The sequence below is a fragment of the Clostridium peptidivorans genome (assembly GCF_900205925.1).
Classification (GTDB): Bacteria; Bacillota; Clostridia; order Clostridiales; family Clostridiaceae; genus Clostridium_AK; species Clostridium_AK peptidivorans.
This window is the reverse complement of the sequence record NZ_OAOD01000001.1, coordinates 271203-285712: the sequence shown is the minus strand read 5'-3', so window position 1 is coordinate 285712 and position 14510 is coordinate 271203. Positions and strand designations below refer to the sequence as shown.

Sequence of the window (14510 nt, the reverse complement as noted above, 5' to 3'; positions counted from 1 at the left end):
TTTAAACTATCTATAAAAGGAAGTGTGGAATATGTTAAGTTGTAACAAAGAAAGGTTGGAAGATAAGATTCTTACCTTTAGTAAATTTGGTGATACTGGAAGAGGAGGAATAACAAGATTATCCTTATCAGAGCCAGCTCTTAAGGCAAGAGCAGAGTTTTGTAAAAGAATGAAAGCCATTGGTGCAGATATAGTAACAGATGACATGGGAAATATATATGCCACTATTAAAGGCTCAGAGGATCTTCCTCATATTGCAGCTGGTTCCCATTGTGATTCAGTAATACAAGGGGGAAATTACGACGGTATTTTAGGAGTACTTACTGCAATGGAAGCTGCTGAAACTATTGTAAGAGAGAATATTTCTCATCGACATCCAATTACAGTTATGATTTGGACAAATGAAGAAGGAGCTAGATTTGATCCTGCTATGATGTCATCAGGAGTTATTACTGGTAAATTTGATAAAGAAAAGATGCTTGCTTCAAAGGATAAAGAAGGAATGACTTTTGGTGAAGCATTAGATGCAAGCGGATATAAAGGTGATGAAAAGAATAGAATAAGCCCTAAGGACTATATGGCTCTTGTAGAATTACATATTGAGCAAGGGCCAGTACTTGAATCTGAGAAGATGGATATAGGAGTTGTAGAAGGTGTTGTTGGAATGGTGAATTATGAATTCCAGTTTGTTGGTCAAGCTGGTCATGCAGGAACCGTTCCTCAAAAGATCAGAAAGGATGCACTTTTAGCAGCTTCTGAAGCTATTCAATATCTTCATAGAGAACTTGATAAGCTTGATAGCAAGCTGGTATATACAACAGGCAGAATTATTTGCTCACCAAATGTACACACAATTATACCAGATGATGTTAAATTTACTTTGGATGCAAGACACCAGGACCCAGAAGTGATAAAACAAGTTGTTAAGATTATTGAAAATATACCTAAAGAGCTTGCAAAGTGTAAAGTAAGCTATAAAGAATTATGGTCACGTAAAACTGTTAGTTTCAACAAGGAGTTTGTAAGCTTCGTTGAAAAAAATGCAAACCTTTACGGATACGCTAATATGAGAATCTACAGCGGCCCTGGACATGATGCTCAATTTGCAGCTGATATGTTACCTACAACTATGATATTTGTTCCAAGCATCGGTGGACACAGCCATTGTGAAATAGAAAAAACTTCTCTTGATAACTGCTTAAAAGGAGCTAATGTATTGCTTCAAACAATTTTAGACATAGATAAAAAATAGAGGCAATAGAAGCAAAGTTTCAGTAGAAATTTTACTTCTACTGAAACTTTGTTGTTTAGTATAATAATTACTTTCAAATTAGATTAATAAAGGATAAAAAAGAAAGAGGTGTCATTATGACTAAGTATGATTTTATCATCAAGAATGGAACTATTGTTACAGCATCAGATACATTTAAAGCAGATATTGCTATTAAGAATGAAAAGATAGTAGAAATAGGAGAAAACATACAAGAAACTGAAGGCAATAGAACTTATGATGCAAATGGAATGTATCTTATTCCTGGTGGGATTGATGCCCATACCCACTTAGATATGCCTTTTGGAGGAACTTTCTCTAGTGACGATTTTTATACTGGAACTAAAGCTGCTGCAATTGGTGGAACTACTTCCATAGTAGATTTTGCTGTACAACCCCAGGGAAAGACTTTACACGAAACTATCGACATATGGAGAGATAAAGCTGATAAAAAGGCTGTCATAGATTATGGAATTCATATTGCAGTTACACAGTTGAATAAGAATGTAAAGGAAGAAATTCCTCAAGTTATTTCTGAAGGTTATTCTAGTTTTAAAGTATTTATGGTATATGACAATATGAGAGTTGATGATTTTACTTTAATTGAGGTTTTAAAAACCGCTAGCGAAGCAGGTGGACTCATTGGAGTGCATGCAGAAAATTATTACGCTATAAAGTATCTAGTAGAAAAGCTGCTCTCTGAAGGAAAGATTGAACCAAGATATCACGCAATATCAAGACCTTATGTATGTGAGGAGGAGGCTACTAATAGAGCAATAAAGATGGCACAGATTTCAAATTCGCCTTTACATGTAGTGCATGTAAGCTGCGAGGAATCTGCTAAGGCAATTAAAGAAGCTAGAGAAAAAGGCTTACCTGTAATGGGTGAAACATGTCCACAATACTTGATGTTAGACGACAGTAGATACGATGAACCTGAATTTAATGGCTCAAAATATGTAATGTCACCACCATTAAGAAATAAGAAGAATAACGAAGTTCTCTGGAAGATGATTAATAACGGTATTTTACAAACCATTGCAACAGACCACTGCCCATTTTTCATGAAACAAAAGGAGATGGGTAAGGGTGATTTTACTAAGATCCCTAATGGAGCTCCTGGTATTGAATTAAGGATGGCATTAATGTATTCAGAAGGTGTAGAAAAAGGAAAGATTTCTCTGAACAAATATGTTGAAATCACATCTACAAATAGTGCAAAGATATTTGGCATGTATCCTAAAAAAGGAACAATTGCAATAGGTAGTGATGCAGATATTGTAGTTTTAGATCCTAATAAGAAAATAAAAGTATCAAAGGAAGTTTTACATGAAAACGTTGACTATACACCTTATGAAGGATTCGAAATAAAAGGCTATCCTGTAGCAACGTTCTCTCGTGGAGAGTTGATTGCTGAAAATGGGGAATATATAGGTGAAAAAGGAAGAGGGGAATTTATTAAAAGAGGAAAGACTCAGGTTATTTAAAATGAATTAATTATAGGAGCTGAGTGTATGTATTTAATAATACTTGGTATATCCACTGGTATATTATGCGGAGTATGGACTTTTGTAGCACCATTAATAGCATTATCAGTATGGGGAGGATTTGCTGGAACAACTACCTATTTTGCTTCAGGGAAACATGGACTAGAAGGTATAGGTGTAGCAATTAGATGCAATTTAGCTGGTATAGCATGTGGTATGTCTATGATGTTTCTTACTAATTTATTTGCCTTTAGTGGAGGAGGAGCAGTGGCAAGTGCAATCATTTCTGCTGTAATGTGCTTCTTAGGCCTATGGAAATATACTCCTTTTGTACCTGGTATATTTTTAGGTTGTTTCACAACCTTTGCTGCTAATGGAGACTGGCTACTGTTAGGAAGTTCTGTAATATTAGGTGCAATTTTAGGATATGGATGTGATGCTTCTGGTACATGGGCTTACAATAAATACTTTGCTAAGAATGATGTAGTAGAAAATAGTGAAGAAGTTAATTAAGACAAGTTTTACAGAAATAAGCTAAAAGCATTACCTGTATTGAATAGATGGGTATGCATGCCCATCTATTCTTAGATTTATATAAGGGGGAATTATAATGGCAAAAATTAATAAACTCGCTTATGGTGAGCAGAATGTGCAGGATTATAATATTAGAACAGCAGTTGAGGAAGCTAGTAGATGTTTATTATGTGAGGATTCACCATGCAGCAAGGCGTGTCCAGCACTAACTGATCCAGGTAAGTTTATACGCTCTATTCGCTTTAAAAATATTAAAGGAGCAGCAGAAGTTGTTAGATTCAACAATATACTAGGCGCATCCTGTGCTATGATATGTCCTCATGAAAATTTATGCGAAAAAGCATGTAGCCGAACTGGAATAGACAAGCCAATCAATATTGGAAAACTACAAAAATTTGCTATGGATCAGGAGAAACTTTTCAATTTAAAAGTATTAAAAGCTCCTGAGAAAAAAACAGAAGAAAAGATTGCATGTATAGGTTCAGGTCCAGCTTCCTTAGCATGTGCAGCAAAATTAGCCCTAGAAGGATATCAAGTAACAGTATTTGAGGAAAAGGAAAAATTAGGTGGAATGCTTACTTATGGAATCACTCCATCACGTTTATCTCAAGAGGTTGTTGATCAAGATATTAACTGCCTTAAGGAATTAGGTGTAGAATTTAGAACTAATGAACATATTGCACCAGAAGATATCAAGAAATTAAAAAATGAATATAAAGCTATATTTATTGGCATTGGTCTTGCTAAATCTAAAGACATTAAAATTGAAGGTCATGATTTAGATGGCGTAGAAAATGCTTTATCATTTTTAGCAAATGCTCGAAGCTCTAATGGAAAAGTTAAAGTAGGAAATAATGTAGTTGTTATTGGACTAGGAGATGTAGCGCTGGATTGTGCAATAACTGCAAAACAGTTATCCAAGGGTAAAGTTAGTATTGTATATAGAAGAAGTATTGAGGAATCACCTGCACACAGTGCTGAACTTACCTATACCCAAGGTATGGGAATTCCTATATATACAGAGTTTGCTCCAGAAAAGATACTTGGAGAAGATAATAAAGCTATAGCTTTAGTTTGTAAGTCTCGAGACGGATACTCAGAAATGAAGTTAAAGGCAGATCATATAATCTTTGCAATTGGACAAGAACCTTATGAGGAGTATAAAAACTATACTCTTGAAGATGGTTTATTCGCAGCTGGAGATTTTACTAACGGTGGAAAAACTGTAGTAGAAGCAGTTGCTGAGGGAAAAGAATCTGCAGAAAAAATTATTGCATATTTAAATAAATAGGGAGGGTTCGTTATGGCATATAAAAAAGATTTATCTATAGAATTTTTAGGTGTAAAATGTGAAAATCCGTTCTTTCTATCTTCGTCACCAGTTGGAAGCAATTACGATATGATAGCCAAAGCTTTCGATGCAGGATGGGGAGGCGTTTTTTATAAAACAATAGGTATTTATATTCCTGATGAATGTTCTCCTAGATTTGATATAACTAAAAAGGAAGGCACTCCTTGGACAGGGTTCAAGAATATGGAACAGATATCTGACAAACCAGTAGAGGTTAATTTAGAATATATAAGAAGATTAAAGAAGGATTATCCGAGTAAGGTTATGGTTGTTAGTATTATGGGTAGCACTAAGGAAGAGTGGGAGATTTTAGCTAGAGAGGTAACTAAGGCAGGCGCAGATATGATAGAATGTAACTTCTCTTGCCCACAAATGACTAGTTCTTCTATGGGATCAGATGTAGGAACAAATACAGCTTTAGTATATGAATACACTAAAGCTGTAGTAGAAAACACTACTCTACCAGTCATTGCTAAAATGACACCAAATATTACTTTAATGCAGGTTCCAGCAAAGGCTGCTGTGGATGCTGGGGCTAAGGGAATAGCTGCTATTAACACAGTTAAGTCTATTACTAATATTGATTTAGAAAACTTAACTGCAATGCCTGTTATAAATGGCAAGTCTTCTGTATCAGGATATTCTGGTGCAGCAATAAAACCTATAGCTCTTAGATTTATTTCTGATTTAAAAAAGGATGCAGATTTGAAGGATGTACCACTTTCAGGAATAGGTGGTATAGAAACTTGGCAAGATTGTTTGGAATTTTTATTGTTAGGCTGCGAGAATATACAAGTTACAACTGCAGTAATGCAATATGGATATAGAATTGTTGAGGATATGATCAGTGGATTATCTTATTATATGGAAGAAAAGGGATTTGACAAATTAAGTGATTTAATAGGTTTAGCATTACCTAATGTAGTTGGATCTGATGAAGTTGATCGTTCCTTTAAGATTATTCCTAAGATCAATGAAGAATTATGTGTTGGTTGTGGCAGATGTTATATTTCTTGTTATGACGGAGGACATCAAGCTATTGATTGGAATGAAGCAAATAGAAAACCAACCATAAAGGACACTTGTGTTGGTTGTCATTTATGCTTAAATGTTTGTCCAGTATACCAATGTATTACCCCGGGTGAAGTTCAATTTAAGGAAAATAGGGTGTCACATGAAGTGGCTTTAAAAACTATATATTCTTAGATTAAATGGACATTTTAAAGTAACGTCCATAGTTTTGTGTAAAATTAAATAGATAGACTTTAATATATTTGGAAATTACTATAGGAAAAACTTCCTGTAGTAATTTTTATTTTTTGGGGCATTACTAGATAATGGATTGGTACAGGCAAAGCTTGTATAGACTATGGAATTCATATTGCAATTACTGATATAGATAAAAACGTAATGAAAGAAATACCAGTTGTAATATAAGAAGGTTATTCAAGTTTTAAAATGTTTATGACCTATGACGGAATGAGAGTTGAAGAGGATACTTTAATGAAGGTGGAGGACTTGCATGTGTACATGCTGGAAACTCGCTGCTTTTTATGTTTCCGTTACTTTCCTCTAAAAAATCTCATGGGATATTTAAATTTTTTTCTGCTATTTCATATGTTTTGCTTTTAATTATGATGTTGCTTACTTTGTTTGTAAGATTAAATTTTACATCTACAACATTAGTAAAGACAGTAAATTCACCAAACAATAAACATCAAATTGAAGTTTATTTTATAGATCAAGGTGCCTTAGGTGGGGCTACTTGTGTAGATTTAGTCAAAAAATATTGTTATATATTTAAGAAAAATCAGCGTATTTACATTGGACATTATGGAAAAGATAGGGATGTTAGATGGGTAGACAGTAATCATGTTCAAATTGAAGGTAAGATTATAGATATTACATTGCAATAAAAATTTATATGTAAGGATTAATTTTGTTATGATTAGAAATGAATTAAATTTTTTCTCTATAAAATGATAATCTCTACATTTGAGAGTGAATAACATTTTTATTTAACGTTACAATAATAAAAAGGCCTTAAGGGGTATATACCACTTAAGCCTTTTTTATCATCTAATACTGGTAAACTAAGCTGATATCTGCTTTTACTTTATAAATCCCAGCTTGAATAGATGTAGAACCTGAAGAATCAGCTGATTCAAATTTAGCATTCAATGGAACTGGATAGTCATTAGGGATTCCGCTTGAATTTTCTATTACCTTTACAGGTGATGTAAGTTTTACACCTAAAAAACTGGAAATTGCTTGGGCTTTACTTTGTGCATTTGATAATGCGTTTAGTAAAGCCTTATTATAATATTTCTCATAATCACTGACTCCAAAACTTATGCTATTGGAAGTATTTGCTCCGCTTTTTACAGCCGTGTCAATTACTTGCCCAACCTTACTGATATCTTTAACCGTAACCTTTAATGTGTTCGACAGCGTATACCCAACAAGTGAACTTTTTCCAGTGTTCTTGTCATAATCGTATTTGGGATTTATACTATAATCAGTTGTTTTAATGTCCTCATCTTTTATGCCTTCTTTTTTAATAGCAGCGATAACATTGTTTATTGCAGTTGAATTAGCACTTTGGGCCTCGATAGTTGTAAGCTTGTCTGTTACTACTCCTAAATATAAGTAAGCTATGTCTGGAGCTATAGTTACTTCACCAGTCCCTGTAACATTTATTGTTCTTGCTGCATCAGCAGTGACTACACTGGAATCTGCAGCCAGCACTTTTGAAGCTCCAAAGTTAAGGGATAGGATAAATGCAACTGCAAATGTGAAAATGAATGACCATCTTGACCTTAATAAATTATTAGTTTTCATAGATATAATCTCCTTTATAATTAGTTTCATAATATTAGACGAGCTATGATATAAATCTGCTCCATAAATTTATGTAATAATGTAAAAATTTTTAAACATATGAAACTAAACTGGAATTTTATACGTATAATTTAATATAGTAATTAATTAAATATATTCTATTTTATTACATATATACTTAACGGGAGATAAGAAATGGATGAAAAAGTAGAACAGCTAATGAATGACTATGGAAATGATGTTCTGAAAATTGCTTACTTATATTTAAAGGACAAGCATTTGGCAGAAGATGCTTTCCAGGAAGTATTCGTAAAAGTCTATAAAAATTATAATAAATTTAAAAATAACAGCAGTGAAAAGACATGGATTATGAGGATTACAATAAATACCTGCAGAGACATGTTAAGGATTTCCTGGTTTAAAAAAGTTCGTTTTTTTAAAGACATTGGTGATGATTCACTAAAAGATACCTATGAAAATGTGGATGAAGAAATTGCAAGGAAAATGCAATATGAGGAATTATTAAAAGAAGTTATGAATCTTCCTCTTAAATATAGAGAGCTGGTTATTCTTTATTACTATGAGGAATTATCTACAATGGATATAAGTGCGGCATTGAAAATACCAGAAGGAACAGTACGAAGTCGACTTTTCCGTGCCAGAACGATACTGAAATCTAGTCTAGAGGGGAAGATTGAATATGAAAGATAACATGAAAAACTTTAGAGAAGCATCAGACTTAATCCTTAAAAATATTTATGTTACTGATGAATTAAAAAGAAAAACCTTAGAAAAATGTAATCATAGAAAAGTATCAATAATAAAAACAAAACTAACAGCAGCCTTTTCTGCCGCTTTAATAGTTTTTTTTGGAATATTTATTTATTTTTTTCATAAATCAGCTATTACTAATAACCATATAGCAAAATCAATAAATCAGGAATATAAAAATTCCTTAGATAACGAAAACAAAATAAAAGAAGCTACTAAAATAGCAGGCAGCAGTGATTCAGACAAATCTTCCTCTGTAGTTTCAAATAGCAAAAACAATACAAAAAATAATGTGCCTGTACCGCAGAATAAGAATGCAGATATTGCAATGAAAGGTTCAAACAATATTCCTCAAAATAATAATATTGATGCAGTAAATGAGAATAAAGAAGCTGATTCACAAAGCAGGAATGATTCTAGTAAAACCTTTGATAGCGTTCCGCAAAATAGGATTGATATTAGTAATAGTGATAGTAATAATAGCGAAATGAACTCGGTAGCTGAGTTACATACTAGTTTACCATTAGCGCCTGAACCGTTAACTATTGAAAAAGCTGAAGAATACTTTGAAGATAAGATCCTGCTTCCTTCCTATATTCCAGAAGGATTTGCGCTAACCGATATATCTATGCCAGATGAAAAACAAAAATGTATTAAATTGAAATACAGCTCAAGCTCAGCTGATTTTGAAATATTACAAAGTAAAAGTCTATCCAAATTATCAGGAACTGAGAATATATCTATTGGAAATAATACAGCTTACATTAACTCTGTTAAAGATGAAAAAACAAATATTATAACTACAAAAATTACCTGGATAATGGATAATGTGCAATATTCTTTATCTAGCACCTTGCCAGAAGACTCTCTAATAAAGATAGCTGAATCCATTAATAATTACTGAACAGTGATTTGATGAGGTTCGCCTCCACCAATGAAACCCTCGACGGATGTCAAGGGTTTTTCCATTTTTGAATTTGTTATAAGATTATTAGCGGTGAACCGTGCCATAAATAAATGAGGTTTAAAAATATTATATTTTAATAAATTATTGACTCTGCCATTTAGGCAGAGTTTATACTTTTATTGGAGCCGATTTAATGAATACTAATGAAGTATGTAAATTAATTAATATATCTTTAAAAAGTTTAAGACTATATGAAGATTATGGAATAGTTATATCAAATAGAGAAGGAAATAATTATAGAAATCATAGAGAAGGTGATTTACTGAAATTAAGAACTGTTAAATTATTAAAAGAACTTGAATTCTCTTTAAAAGAATAGTCAAGCCAATAAGAGTAGGGTAATAGAATATTAGTTAATAGATACATCTATGATAGACATGGACTTCCATTAATTAACTATATAATAAACAGTTGGGAATCAGATTTGGTGTATATATCAATGAAGCATTTGTAATAAATATTTTATTTGTTTTGTATACTATAGATAAGAACCATGAAAATAAATTAATATGTAGTATAATGAACTTAGAAAATAGTAAAATTTGAAAGCTTCATTGACTAAATAACTGTAAATTAATATAATTTAATTGGAATAATGGAGTATTTTTGTCAAAAAAGAAATGTGAGGAAGTGGTGAGTAATAATGGCTATCGTTGAAGTCGTTAAGTATAATGGAGGAACGGACTTATTTGCTTGGAAATATCCTAATGAAGAGCTAGGAACATGGTCTCAATTAATTGTAAATGAGTCACAGGAGGCAATTTTATTTAAAGGTGGAAAGGCGTTAGATGTATTTGGGAGTGGTAGACATACACTAGATACAGCCAATATCCCAATCTTAAATAAAATAGTTAATTTACCTTTTGGTGGCAGGTCTCCCTTCACTGCTGAAGTTTGGTATGTAAATAAAGTTTATGATTTAGATGTAAAGTGGGGTACAGCATCACCTATTCAATTACAGGATCCAAAATACAATATATTTGTTCCAGTAAGAGCATTTGGGCAATTTGGAATACAAATAGAAGATTCTAAAAAGTTCATAGTAAAGCTAGTTGGAGCAATGCCTGTTTTTGATAAGAAAAGTATGATTAACTACTTTAGGGGACTATACTTGACTAAAGTAAAGGATTCAATATCTACTTATTTAGTTAAAAATCAGATAAGTATTCTAGAGATAAATGCTTACTTAGAAGAGTTATCTGAAGAGCTTCAAAAAAAGATGATAGATGTTCTTAAGGACTATGGTATTAAATTAGTATCATTCTATGTTAACGATATAAATGTACCAGAGGATGATAAAGCAGTAATTAGATTAAAGGATGCTTTATCTAAGAAGGCTGAAATGGATATAATAGGATTTAACTATCAACAAGAAAGATCCTTTAATACTTTAGAGGGAGCAGCAACTAATCCAAATTCAATGCAAGGTAATATTATGGGTGTCGGAATGGGTCTTGGAATGGGAGTTGGAGTAGGTGGAGCCGTAGGGTCACAATTTAGTGGTATTGCTAGTAATATTTCTACACAAGTCGAAACAAAAAAATGTCCGAAATGTAATGCTGAAATAAGTAAAAATACAAAATTCTGTGGTGAATGTGGATATGATACTACTATAAAAATAGAAGATAAGAATACTGAAATAAAGTGTTCATCTTGTGGAGCAAAATTAACTGAAAATACTAGGTTTTGCCCAGAGTGTGGTAAAAAATATAATCCATGTCCACATTGCAAGGGAGATATGCCAGATGGAGCAAGCACTTGTACTGTTTGCAATGAATCTCTTCCTAGAAAATGTCCAGGCTGTGGAAGCAATATTCTTAATAAAAATGCTAAGTTCTGTTCAGAATGTGGAATATCATTAGTTAAGAAGTGCGGCAGTTGTGGTAGTGAAATAGAAGGAGAACCAAAATTCTGTCCTGAGTGTGGTAACAAGCTGTAATAGAATGGAGGATATAGAATGAGTGAAGATAAATGGTCAAAAAGTATACTTATAAGTGGAGGAATTTTATTTTTTGTAACAATCCTTATTTATTTTATCGGATGTAGAAATATAATTAAGGTTCCTATGGTGCTATTATCATTCTTTTTCGTAATTTTAGCTGAAGTAGTGACTTTGTTTATAATAGCAAAGACTAAAGAGGAAGTATTAAGAAGTAGCGTAATTACAGCTGTAGTATTATATCTTTTTTCTACTATAGTGTTAGCTTTAGTATTTGTTAATTTCTTAATGGTATTTTTAACTTTATATATAATAATAAATGTTGTGTTAATGGGGATTACAGGCATAGTAGTAGTTAATCTAAATAATTTTGCAGATCATATAAATAAAATTGATAATAAGACTTTAGCTGTAGAGGATATAATGATTGAATGTGAAAGTAGGATTCAATCTTACTTGAATGATAGTGAGTATAGTGAGTACAATGAACAATTAAACAAAATTTATGAGGATATAAAATATAGTGATATTTCATCAGAATGTGGTATGGAAGGTTCCTTGCTACAAAAGATAGAAGGTATATCAGAAAACAAAGAAGATTTATCAGAGTACTTAAAAGAAATTTCTTTTCTTATAAAAGAAAGAAATATAAAGATGAAGAGTATAAAAAAAGGATCAATATAATTTTTAATGTATAGGGGGAAATAAATGAATAATAATGATTATAGGAGGAAGATAAGTCCACTATATTCATGGCTTGTAATTATAATATCTATTATAGTATTTTGGCCAGTAGGAATATTCTTAGTATATAAGCGAGTTAAAATTGACAAGATGGCAGGGTTTATAATTGGTAAGATTGTAAGATGTTTGTCATATTTATGCTTCTTTATCGTTGCAATTGGGACAATAGTTTATTTAGTTAACGGATTCATGAGTGAAGATTTTAAAGTGACTTTATCATTTCTTGTTTTAGGAGTAGCATTGTATATACTTTCCAAAAAACTTATTTCTGATGCAGAAAAATATAAGAAATATATTTCTATAATTATAAATGAAAATGAATATATTATAGATAACATTGCAGAGGATATGTCTCTACCTACAAATGTTGTAAGAAAAGACTTAAATAATATGATTAATAATGGATACTTCCAAGGTGCTTATATAAATAATAGTACTAACGAAATAGTTTTACCACAACCAAATAAGGAAAATATAAATGACACTACACCTAACTATGAGTCCAAAATTGAAGCGAAAGTTGTAACATGTAAATGCTGTGGAGCTCAAAATAAGGTAACTACTAGTGTTGGAGAATGCGAATATTGTGGATCACCACTATAAAATAATACCTAAAAATCTCAGATAGAGTAGAAGGACTATCTGAGGTTTTTATATTTAATTGCTAAGTTACTATATATAATAATAAATAATGATAGTGAGTACAGTGAATATAAAGAACTATTAAGTAAAATTTATCAGAGTATTTAAAAGAACTTTCTTTTCTTATAAAAAAAGAAATATAAAGATGAAGAGTATAAAAAAAGGATCAATATAAATTCTAAGGTATTGGAGAAAATAAATGAATAATAATGATTATAAAAAGAAAGTAAAAACACTATATTCTTGGCCTGTAATTATAATATTTATTATAGTGTTTTGGCCATTTGGAATGTACTTAATATACAAGCGAATTAACATTAATAAGAAGAGGGGATTTGCAAGATATATATCATATTTCTGCTTTCTTATGACTGCAGTAGGTATATTAGTGACATTAACCTCCTCAGATAATACAAAAGAAAGTATTGCACCTACTATATTATTTTTTGTTGTAGGAGTAGCATTGTTTAGGCTTTCAAAAAAACTTGCTTTTAAGGCTGAAAAATATGAAAAATATACTTCTATAATTACAAATGAAAAACAACTTATTATAGATAACATTGCAGAGGCTATGTCTTTACCTACAAATGTTGTAAGAAAAGATTTAAATGATATGATTAATAATGAATATTTCCAAGGTGCCTATATAAATAATAGTACTAACGAAATAGTTTTACCACAACAAAGTAAGGGAAATATCAATGAGACTACACCTAACTATGAGTCAAAAATTGAGGCGAAAGTTGTAACATGTAAATGTTGTGGAGCTCAAAATAAGATAACTACTAGTGTTGTAGAATGCGAATATTGTGGATCACCACTATAAAATAATATTTAAAAATCTCAGATAGAGTAGAAGAACCATCTGGGATTTTTTCTATAAGTAACACTACAAATGTTAACAGTGCTATTAAGAATAAAGCTGCTGTAAATAGTAACATTAAATCATCGTTACTCATAATTACCACCTCCTTCCGAAAGAAAGGTGAGTGATGCCAATAGCTCACATTCAACTATATATCATAATTATGTAGAATATATACAGAGGAATAAGATGGGAAAAACTCACTTAAAAGTTATACGGTGAACCGTATACAAGGACAACTAAAAAAGAAAGAGAAAAATTATAATATATTATGTTCCCGCACAATACATAAGTCATATTATTCACCTCCCAATATAACTAGTAAGCGTTATGTATAACTTAGTGTATAAAAATCTATATCTAAATAATAATAAAATTTAAATATAAAAATAAATAGTAATAATATATTATTACTGGTATAATTAATTGGTCTTTATTAATGTATTTAATGAAGACTAATTAATATATGAAAAGAGAGTATGTTTATGATAAAAGAAAGTTTAGAGAAGAAGATAAATAAATTAGATGGAGACATTGAAGCTTTAAGAAGAGCAAAGTATTACTTATCTAATAAAGAAGAAATTAATGAAATTATTGATGCTTTAAATAAGGAAAGACAAGTTTATTCAGATGAAATTTATCTTGGGGATGGAAGAGCATATACAGAATGTCTTGAAGTAGTACTAGAATTAGTAGATAAAGAGTTAGGTAAGGATGAGCAAACTAAATTGCTAGAGGTTATAAAAGAACATCATGGCAGAAAATCTCCTAACATAAGTAAGAAAAGTTATGGACTTAATGCATGGCTTAAATATTTAGATGTGGAATGCCAGTGGATTAATAATGAAGATAGTGAATGGTCAACATTAATTATAACTGGAGTTACACCTCGTATATAGAATTAAAATTAGGTTAACCGTAAGCCGTATTGGAAAAATCTAGTACGGTTTTTTGTATTTTGTAAGGTTTTAGAATTACAAAAGGTGAACCGTTTAAGTGTACAACCCAAAATAAAAGGGTTCCTATAATATTGCATAATAGATAACACTTATAAGTAATTTAAGTAGACTGAACGAATAAAAAGGTATAAAATGTAAGT

At 31.3% G+C, this 14510-nt stretch carries 16 protein-coding genes; 15 read left to right on the top strand and 1 reads right to left on the bottom strand.

Features of this window, described 5'->3' with window-relative positions; genetic code table 11:
• Positions 1-31 precede the first annotated feature (31 nt).
• The 6 genes from CRN98_RS01540 to CRN98_RS01515 all read left to right on the top strand — a co-directional run bounded on the left by CRN98_RS01540 (position 32) and on the right by CRN98_RS01515 (position 6558).
• Positions 32-1252 (top strand): Zn-dependent hydrolase, encoded by a 1221-nt coding sequence (locus CRN98_RS01540; RefSeq protein ID WP_097025650.1) that lies wholly within the window; start codon positions 32-34, stop codon positions 1250-1252.
• A gap of 116 nt (positions 1253-1368) precedes the next feature.
• Positions 1369-2757, top strand: a complete 1389-nt coding sequence (hydA, locus tag CRN98_RS01535) for a dihydropyrimidinase (protein ID WP_097025649.1) — start codon at positions 1369-1371, stop codon at positions 2755-2757.
• Positions 2758-2784: 27 nt separating this feature from the next.
• The gene (locus tag CRN98_RS01530; RefSeq protein ID WP_097025648.1) at positions 2785-3270 is read left to right on the top strand and encodes a DUF1097 domain-containing protein; all 486 of its coding nucleotides are present in this window, start codon (positions 2785-2787) and stop codon (positions 3268-3270) included.
• 97 nt (positions 3271-3367) lie between these two features.
• A complete protein-coding gene (locus tag CRN98_RS01525) occupies positions 3368-4582 on the top strand; it encodes an FAD-dependent oxidoreductase (RefSeq protein WP_097025647.1) in 1215 nt (404 codons plus the stop codon).
• A gap of 12 nt (positions 4583-4594) precedes the next feature.
• Positions 4595-5848 (top strand): NAD-dependent dihydropyrimidine dehydrogenase subunit PreA, encoded by a 1254-nt coding sequence (preA, locus tag CRN98_RS01520; RefSeq protein WP_097025646.1) that lies wholly within the window; start codon positions 4595-4597, stop codon positions 5846-5848.
• A gap of 347 nt (positions 5849-6195) precedes the next feature.
• Entirely contained in the window at positions 6196-6558 is a 363-nt protein-coding gene (locus CRN98_RS01515) for a DUF5412 family protein (protein ID WP_097025645.1), read from the top strand.
• 163 nt (positions 6559-6721) lie between these two features.
• On the opposite strand, the gene CRN98_RS01510 is transcribed toward CRN98_RS01515, so the two are convergent.
• A complete protein-coding gene (locus CRN98_RS01510) occupies positions 6722-7390 on the bottom strand; it encodes an SIMPL domain-containing protein (RefSeq protein WP_242960771.1) in 669 nt (222 codons plus the stop codon).
• 288 nt (positions 7391-7678) lie between these two features.
• Between CRN98_RS01510 and CRN98_RS01505 the strand changes: the two genes are divergently transcribed.
• From CRN98_RS01505 to CRN98_RS01465, 9 genes are all read left to right on the top strand, one after another.
• Positions 7679-8194, top strand: a complete 516-nt coding sequence (locus tag CRN98_RS01505; protein WP_097025643.1) for a sigma-70 family RNA polymerase sigma factor — start codon at positions 7679-7681, stop codon at positions 8192-8194.
• Entirely contained in the window at positions 8184-9158 is a 975-nt protein-coding gene (locus CRN98_RS01500) for a DUF4367 domain-containing protein (RefSeq protein WP_097025642.1), read from the top strand. Before CRN98_RS01505 ends, CRN98_RS01500 begins: the two co-directional genes overlap by 11 nt.
• Before the next feature lie 196 nt (positions 9159-9354).
• A complete protein-coding gene (locus tag CRN98_RS01495; RefSeq protein WP_097025641.1) occupies positions 9355-9540 on the top strand; it encodes a MerR family transcriptional regulator in 186 nt (61 codons plus the stop codon).
• Positions 9541-9567: 27 nt separating this feature from the next.
• The gene (locus CRN98_RS18170; protein ID WP_423237076.1) at positions 9568-9675 is read left to right on the top strand and encodes a DUF6688 family protein; all 108 of its coding nucleotides are present in this window, start codon (positions 9568-9570) and stop codon (positions 9673-9675) included.
• Positions 9676-9864: 189 nt separating this feature from the next.
• Complete coding sequence (locus tag CRN98_RS01490) at positions 9865-11160, top strand: SPFH domain-containing protein (RefSeq protein WP_097025640.1); 1296 nt, start codon at positions 9865-9867, stop codon at positions 11158-11160.
• A gap of 18 nt (positions 11161-11178) precedes the next feature.
• Complete coding sequence (locus CRN98_RS01485) at positions 11179-11844, top strand: hypothetical protein (protein WP_097025639.1); 666 nt, start codon at positions 11179-11181, stop codon at positions 11842-11844.
• 24 nt (positions 11845-11868) lie between these two features.
• Complete coding sequence (locus CRN98_RS01480; protein WP_097025638.1) at positions 11869-12507, top strand: hypothetical protein; 639 nt, start codon at positions 11869-11871, stop codon at positions 12505-12507.
• Positions 12508-12745: 238 nt separating this feature from the next.
• Positions 12746-13372, top strand: a complete 627-nt coding sequence (locus CRN98_RS01475; RefSeq protein WP_097025637.1) for a hypothetical protein — start codon at positions 12746-12748, stop codon at positions 13370-13372.
• Positions 13373-13896: 524 nt separating this feature from the next.
• Positions 13897-14310: a hypothetical protein gene (locus tag CRN98_RS01465; protein WP_097025636.1), complete on the top strand. Its 414-nt coding sequence runs from the start codon at positions 13897-13899 to the stop codon at positions 14308-14310.
• Positions 14311-14510: the final 200 nt, after the last annotated feature.

Excerpts from the sequence above, each read along its gene's own strand:
- CRN98_RS01540 (WP_097025650.1), top strand. The coding sequence starts at position 32 with ATGTTAAGTTGTAACAAAGAAAGGTTGGAAGATAAGATTCTTACCTTT.
- hydA (WP_097025649.1), top strand. The coding sequence starts at position 1,369 with ATGACTAAGTATGATTTTATCATCAAGAATGGAACTATTGTTACAGCA.
- CRN98_RS01530 (WP_097025648.1), top strand. The coding sequence starts at position 2,785 with ATGTATTTAATAATACTTGGTATATCCACTGGTATATTATGCGGAGTA.
- CRN98_RS01525 (WP_097025647.1), top strand. The coding sequence starts at position 3,368 with ATGGCAAAAATTAATAAACTCGCTTATGGTGAGCAGAATGTGCAGGAT.
- preA (WP_097025646.1), top strand. The coding sequence starts at position 4,595 with ATGGCATATAAAAAAGATTTATCTATAGAATTTTTAGGTGTAAAATGT.
- CRN98_RS01515 (WP_097025645.1), top strand. The coding sequence starts at position 6,196 with ATGTTTCCGTTACTTTCCTCTAAAAAATCTCATGGGATATTTAAATTT.
- CRN98_RS01505 (WP_097025643.1), top strand. The coding sequence starts at position 7,679 with ATGGATGAAAAAGTAGAACAGCTAATGAATGACTATGGAAATGATGTT.
- CRN98_RS01500 (WP_097025642.1), top strand. The coding sequence starts at position 8,184 with ATGAAAGATAACATGAAAAACTTTAGAGAAGCATCAGACTTAATCCTT.
- CRN98_RS01495 (WP_097025641.1), top strand. The coding sequence starts at position 9,355 with ATGAATACTAATGAAGTATGTAAATTAATTAATATATCTTTAAAAAGT.
- CRN98_RS01490 (WP_097025640.1), top strand. The coding sequence starts at position 9,865 with ATGGCTATCGTTGAAGTCGTTAAGTATAATGGAGGAACGGACTTATTT.
- CRN98_RS01485 (WP_097025639.1), top strand. The coding sequence starts at position 11,179 with ATGAGTGAAGATAAATGGTCAAAAAGTATACTTATAAGTGGAGGAATT.
- CRN98_RS01480 (WP_097025638.1), top strand. The coding sequence starts at position 11,869 with ATGAATAATAATGATTATAGGAGGAAGATAAGTCCACTATATTCATGG.
- CRN98_RS01475 (WP_097025637.1), top strand. The coding sequence starts at position 12,746 with ATGAATAATAATGATTATAAAAAGAAAGTAAAAACACTATATTCTTGG.
- CRN98_RS01465 (WP_097025636.1), top strand. The coding sequence starts at position 13,897 with ATGATAAAAGAAAGTTTAGAGAAGAAGATAAATAAATTAGATGGAGAC.